The following is a 5,274-nucleotide window of genomic DNA, read 5'->3' as shown; positions in this document are numbered from 1 at the left end:
ATTTAGCGAAAATACTGAATGAGAATTAGTATCTAAAAGCATTTGATTACAAGACCTTCGTATAAATAGACTGAATTATTTATTTATCATATAATAATAATTACACAAGGTCAAACGCATTCATCCCACTACCTTAGAGGTAGGGGATTTCTGCGGTAAAATGTTAAATCAACTAGCGTGCGCAAACGTTGCTACAAGATTTTGAATTATCAAGTTTGGCTAATGCCCGCGTGCAAACCTTGTCAGGCGGTGAAAAACAGCGTTTGGCTATTGTAAGGGCGCTGATGCAAGATACTAAAATTATGATGTTCGATGAGCCGACCAATCATTTAGATATCCGTCATCAGCGTTTTTCCCGTTTTAAGCAGAAATTAAGCAGAAGTTTTTTACTCTGCTTGCGTACGCCATTGACCTTGAATCATAATACCTTTAATAGGGTTTAATCCCATCTGATAAGCAAGGTCAGCCGGGCGGGTGATATCCCATAATGCCAAATCAGCATCGCAGCCCACCTCTATTTTGCCTTTTTTGGCTAGGCCTAACGCTTGTGCCGCATGAATAGTTGCCCCTGCCAACACTTCTGCAGGAGTGAGGTAAAATAAGGTACAGCCCATATTCATCGCTAATAACAGCGATGTGAGCGGTGAAGTTCCAGGGTTGCAATCGGTTGAAACGGCAATCGGAACTTGATGTTTACGCAACTTTTCAATCGGTGGTAGCTTGGTATCGCGCAGGGTATAAAATGCGCCCGGCAATAGCACGGCAACCGTGTTGCTTACGGCCATCTTCTTAATATCATCTTCTGATAAATGCTCAAGATGGTCGCTCGACAGCCCTTTATAGTCGGCGACCAAAGCGCTAGCGCCCATATTTGAGAGCTGCTCAGCGTGTAATTTCACTGGCAAGTCTAAGGAACGGGCAACATCAAAGACGCGTTTAATTTGCTCAGCAGTAAAGGCAATATTTTCACAGAAGCCATCAACCGCATCGACTAAACCCTCAGCATGCAAGATTGGTAACCACTGGCAAACTTGTTCGATATACGCATCGGCATTGTCTTTATATTCAGGCGGTAGAGCATGGGCAGCTAAGTACGTGGTACTAATATGAATACCGTGTTTTTCACCAAGCGCGCGGGCAACTTTCAGCATTTTGCGTTCAGTTTCGAGGTCCAAACCATAACCAGATTTGATTTCGACACTCGTCACGCCTTCTTTAATAAGCGCGAGCAAACGTTTCTCACTTTGGGAAAATAATGCCTCAAAACTGGCCTCGCGAGTGGCACTAACCGTTGAGACAATGCCGCCACCTTGTGCAGCAATGTCTTGATAGCTGACACCATGCAATCGTGCTTCAAACTCATTGCTTCGGTTGCCAGCATAAACGATATGGGTATGACAATCGATGAGGCCGGGCGTTATCCAGTTACCCTTAACGTCTTTGATTTGATCATTTTTATAATAAGAGAGGTGCGGCTTTATTTGCTCATGCTTGCCAATCCAGGCAATTTTGCCATTCTTAATGCCGATAGCGGCGTTTTCTAGTTGACCGTAAGCTGTGTTGTCATCTTGATTATCACTTTGATTGGCGTCTTGATTACCGCTATAAAGATCAAATCCATATTGCGCTAAAAAGGTGGCAAGATTTGTATTTATAATGATATGGTCAAATGATGTCAGGGTGGTATTGTCAGGTGTCTGTTTTGTAGAATTTGTAGAGTTATTCATAGTGTAATCCTGCTTATGTTAAAGCTAGTGGGTTTTGGTAATGAATAAGTGCTGCTCGATAATAGTGGCTAATAAGCGAGCGGCAACCTTAAAGCTGCGCCCATCAATATCATAAGTTGGGTTGATCTCAGCAATATCAGCCATTCTTACTTTGTTTGACGCCATGATAAGTTTGACTGCGCGCTCAACGAAACTCAGCTCAATACCATAGGCCGCTGGTGCGCTGACGCCCGGCACTACACTTGCTGGCAAGCAGTCCATATCAATAGTTAAGTAGATCACATCAACTTGATTAATAAAACTCTCTATTTGAGCAGCAATTTTTTTCCATTTCTTATTGGTGCAATCTTCATCACTGATGATATGCACACCTAACTGCTCAGCACGGTCAAAGAGCGCGGCAGTGTTGGAAAATCGACTGACGCCGATACAACAATAGTGAAATGGCTGATCCTGTGCATCAATGTTCTCGGCAAGGTGCTCGGCAATCTGACGAAATGGCGTACCAGAAGTGGCGACGTCAGACTGACGAATGTCCAGATGCGCATCAAAGTTGATGACGCCGATTCTAGGAATAGCGCTCGCATTGCTTTCGACATTGTCAGTATTATTAATAGTCTTATCGGTTTCTAATGACAGTGCTTGCCACAATCCTAAAAAGCTACCAAAAGCCATGGCATGACCACCACCAAGTCCAATGGGTAGTCCGCCTTGCTCAATTATATGACTGACTTTATCAGCATACTTCCGCTGAGCTTGCTCTAGAGTATTTGCGGCAAAATCATTATTATCATCGCAGTTAATATCTCCTGCATCACCCAGTAGGGTTAACAATTGACCATCGAAGCGCCGTTGCAGCTCAGCGATCACCGGTAGTGTTGCAAATGCCTGACGAATTAAGGGCGGAGCCACTCTTGCACCCACGCGGCCTTGATTGCGTCTGACACCTTGGTCACAAGCGAACCCGATCAATCCAATGCGCTGGCCGTTTTGCTGACCGCTGTTATCAAAGGCATAAGGCTGCGCGATCTGATACCAGTAGCGGGCACGCGCAGATTCAAACGGCTCTGCACGTCCTGTCCACTTGCTCATATCAGCGTGGCTGTGGCTAACAGTTGTACCTGTCGTCGATATGCTCATTGCCGTCCTCCTTCAATCCATAAAACTTTTATCTAAAGTGATACTTTTATTTAGACTCGTACCAATCACTACGCAATGACTGCCAATGACTTGTCAGCGAGCCATCTAATACCAACTGCTTCGCTGCTTCAATATCAGGCGCTAGGTAGCGATCTTTATCATAAAAAGTCACTTGCTCACGCAACTTTTGATGTGCTGTCTTTAATGCTTCTGAGGTATCTAGTCCACGATGAAAATCGATACCTTGACCAGCAGCCAGTAATTCGATGCCGATAATGGTGGCAGTATTTTGTGCCATCTCATATAGGCGGCGTGCACAATAAGTCGCCATCGATACATGGTCTTCTTGGTTGGCAGAGGTGGGGATACTATCGACGCTACCAGGGTGAGCAATAGATTTGTTTTCTGAAGCCAGCGCTGCTGCGGTCACATGAGCAATCATAAAGCCTGAATTGACCCCAGCATTCTCTACCAAGAATGGCGGCAAGCCACCTGATAAAGTGGCGTCAATCAATAGAGCAACACGGCGCTCAGACATAGAGCCAATCTCGGCAATTGCTAAGGCTAAAATATCAGCAGCGAAGGCCACAGGCTCGGCGTGGAAATTACCACCAGATATCGCAACTGGACCATCATCATTATTAAAGATAAGCGGGTTATCTGTCACCGCATTGGCTTCTATTAACAGCGTCTTGCCTGCTTGGTTAATGATATCAAGGCAAGCACCCATGACCTGTGGCTGACAACGTAAGCAATAAGGGTCTTGAACTCTATCGTCCTGTTCGCCATCATGTGAGGCTCGAATGGCGCTACCTTTGATTAGCTGACGATGCGCTTTGGCAATTTCAATTTGGCCATGGTGACCACGCACTTCATGAATGCGCGCATCAAATGGCGCATCTGAGCCTTTGGCGGCATCAATAGACAGTGAGCCGACGATGGTTGCTGTCTCAAGTAAATCTCGCGCTAGAAAATAGCCACGTAATGCTAGGGCCGTTGATACTTGAGTACCGTTAATAAGGGCCAGTCCTTCTTTAGCTGCTAAGGTAATGGGCTCAAGGCCATGCTTCGCTAACGCATCAGCGGCAAGTACTTTTTTGCCATCAACATAAACATGACCTTCGCCCATCATCGCAAGCGTCATGTGCGATAAAGGCGCTAAGTCACCCGAAGCACCCACTGAGCCTTTGGCAGGGATATGTGGCGTAATTTGATTGTTAATTAAGCCAAGTAAGCTGTCGATCACGACGCGTCGAACACCAGATACGCCCTGCGCAAGGCTAGCAACTTTCATCACCATAATCAGACGGACGACATCAGCAGGAAGGGCGTCGCCAGTACCAACCGAATGCGAGACAATCAAATTGCGCTGGAGCAATTCTAATTGATCATCGCTGATACGAGTTTTTGCCAGTAATCCAAAACCTGTGTTAATGCCGTAAGCGCTCTTGTCGCGAGCAATGATGGTACGTACATCTTCATGCGAAGCGTCGATCGCTGCGTACGCACTGTCAGGAAGAGTCAATATGACCGGTTGCTCATAAATATCGCGCAACATCTCAAAGCTTAATTGGCGGGGGTGTAGGGTAAGGGTTTTGATGTCAGTCATGGGGGTTATCCTAGTTGTATATTTATTTTTATAACGTAAAAAAGATATGTGCTATTTAATCATCGGTAGTTTTAAGCCATAGTCTTTGGCGGTTTTGATAGCCAGCTCATAACCTGCATCGGCATGACGCATGACGCCTGAGCCACAATCATTGACCAGTACACGTGCTAAGCGTTTGGCTGCGGCATCAGTACCATCAGCAACGATGACCATGCCTGAGTGCTGCGAGTAACCCATGCCAACGCCGCCGCCATGATGCAGTGATACCCAAGTGGCGCCGCCTGCGACATTGAGCATGCCATTTAAAAGTGCCCAGTCAGAGACAGCATCTGAGCCATCTTTCATACTTTCTGTCTCGCGGTTTGGACTGGCAACAGAGCCCGTATCCAAATGGTCACGACCAATGACAATAGGACCTTTGAGCTCACCGTTTTTGACCATCTCATTGAAGGCGAGACCTGCTTTATCACGCTCGCCCAGACCTAGCCAGCAGATACGAGCAGGCAGTCCTTGGAACTGAATACGATCTTTTGCCATATCAAGCCAGCGGTGCACATGGGTATTTTCAGGAAACAGCTCTTTGATCTTTTGATCAGTTTTATAAATATCTTCTGGATCACCTGATAGTGCCACCCAGCGAAACGGCCCTTTACCTTGACAAAACAGTGGTCGTACATAAGCTGGGACAAAACCTGGGAAGTTAAAGGCGTCTTTTACCCCTGCATCGAAGGCCACTTGGCGGATGTTATTACCGTAATCAGTCGCAGGAATCCCCATGTCTTGTAGGTCTAGCATGGC

Annotated in this window: 5 protein-coding genes; 1 reads left to right on the top strand and 4 read right to left on the bottom strand. The window is 46.2% G+C overall.

Features of this window, described 5'->3' with window-relative positions; translation table 11 throughout:
• The first annotated feature begins 188 nt into the window (after nt 1–188).
• Complete coding sequence (locus B4K26_RS00305; RefSeq protein ID WP_296242897.1) at nt 189–443, top strand: ATP-binding cassette domain-containing protein; 255 nt, start codon at nt 189–191, stop codon at nt 441–443.
• On the opposite strand, the gene hutI is transcribed toward B4K26_RS00305, so the two are convergent.
• The 4 genes from hutI to hutU form a co-directional block, all read right to left on the bottom strand.
• Entirely contained in the window at nt 387–1,727 is a 1,341-nt protein-coding gene (gene hutI / locus B4K26_RS00300) for an imidazolonepropionase (RefSeq protein WP_296242896.1), read from the bottom strand. The two genes, B4K26_RS00305 and hutI, sit on opposite strands and share 57 nt — an antisense overlap.
• Before the next feature lie 24 nt (nt 1,728–1,751).
• A complete protein-coding gene (gene hutG, locus B4K26_RS00295) occupies nt 1,752–2,867 on the bottom strand; it encodes a formimidoylglutamase (RefSeq protein WP_296242895.1) in 1,116 nt (371 codons plus the stop codon).
• 46 nt (nt 2,868–2,913) lie between these two features.
• Nucleotides 2,914–4,476: a histidine ammonia-lyase gene (gene hutH, locus B4K26_RS00290; RefSeq protein WP_296242894.1), complete on the bottom strand. Its 1,563-nt coding sequence runs from the start codon at nt 4,474–4,476 to the stop codon at nt 2,914–2,916.
• A gap of 51 nt (nt 4,477–4,527) precedes the next feature.
• Nucleotides 4,528–5,274, bottom strand: a 747-nt coding sequence (hutU, locus tag B4K26_RS00285) for a urocanate hydratase (protein ID WP_296242893.1), incomplete at its 5' end; no start/stop codon positions are given.

The sequence above is a fragment of the Psychrobacter sp. UBA6766 genome, from assembly GCF_002453355.1.
Classification (GTDB): Bacteria; Pseudomonadota; Gammaproteobacteria; order Pseudomonadales; family Moraxellaceae; genus Psychrobacter.
Note: the sequence above shows the minus strand (reverse complement) of the source record. Positions and strands in the feature narration are given on the sequence as shown.

Bases quoted from the DNA above. Each gene is read 5' to 3' on its own strand.
- hutI (WP_296242896.1), bottom strand. From the start codon at position 1,727: ATGAATAACTCTACAAATTCTACAAAACAGACACCTGACAATACCACC.
- hutG (WP_296242895.1), bottom strand. From the start codon at position 2,867: ATGAGCATATCGACGACAGGTACAACTGTTAGCCACAGCCACGCTGAT.
- hutH (WP_296242894.1), bottom strand. From the start codon at position 4,476: ATGACTGACATCAAAACCCTTACCCTACACCCCCGCCAATTAAGCTTT.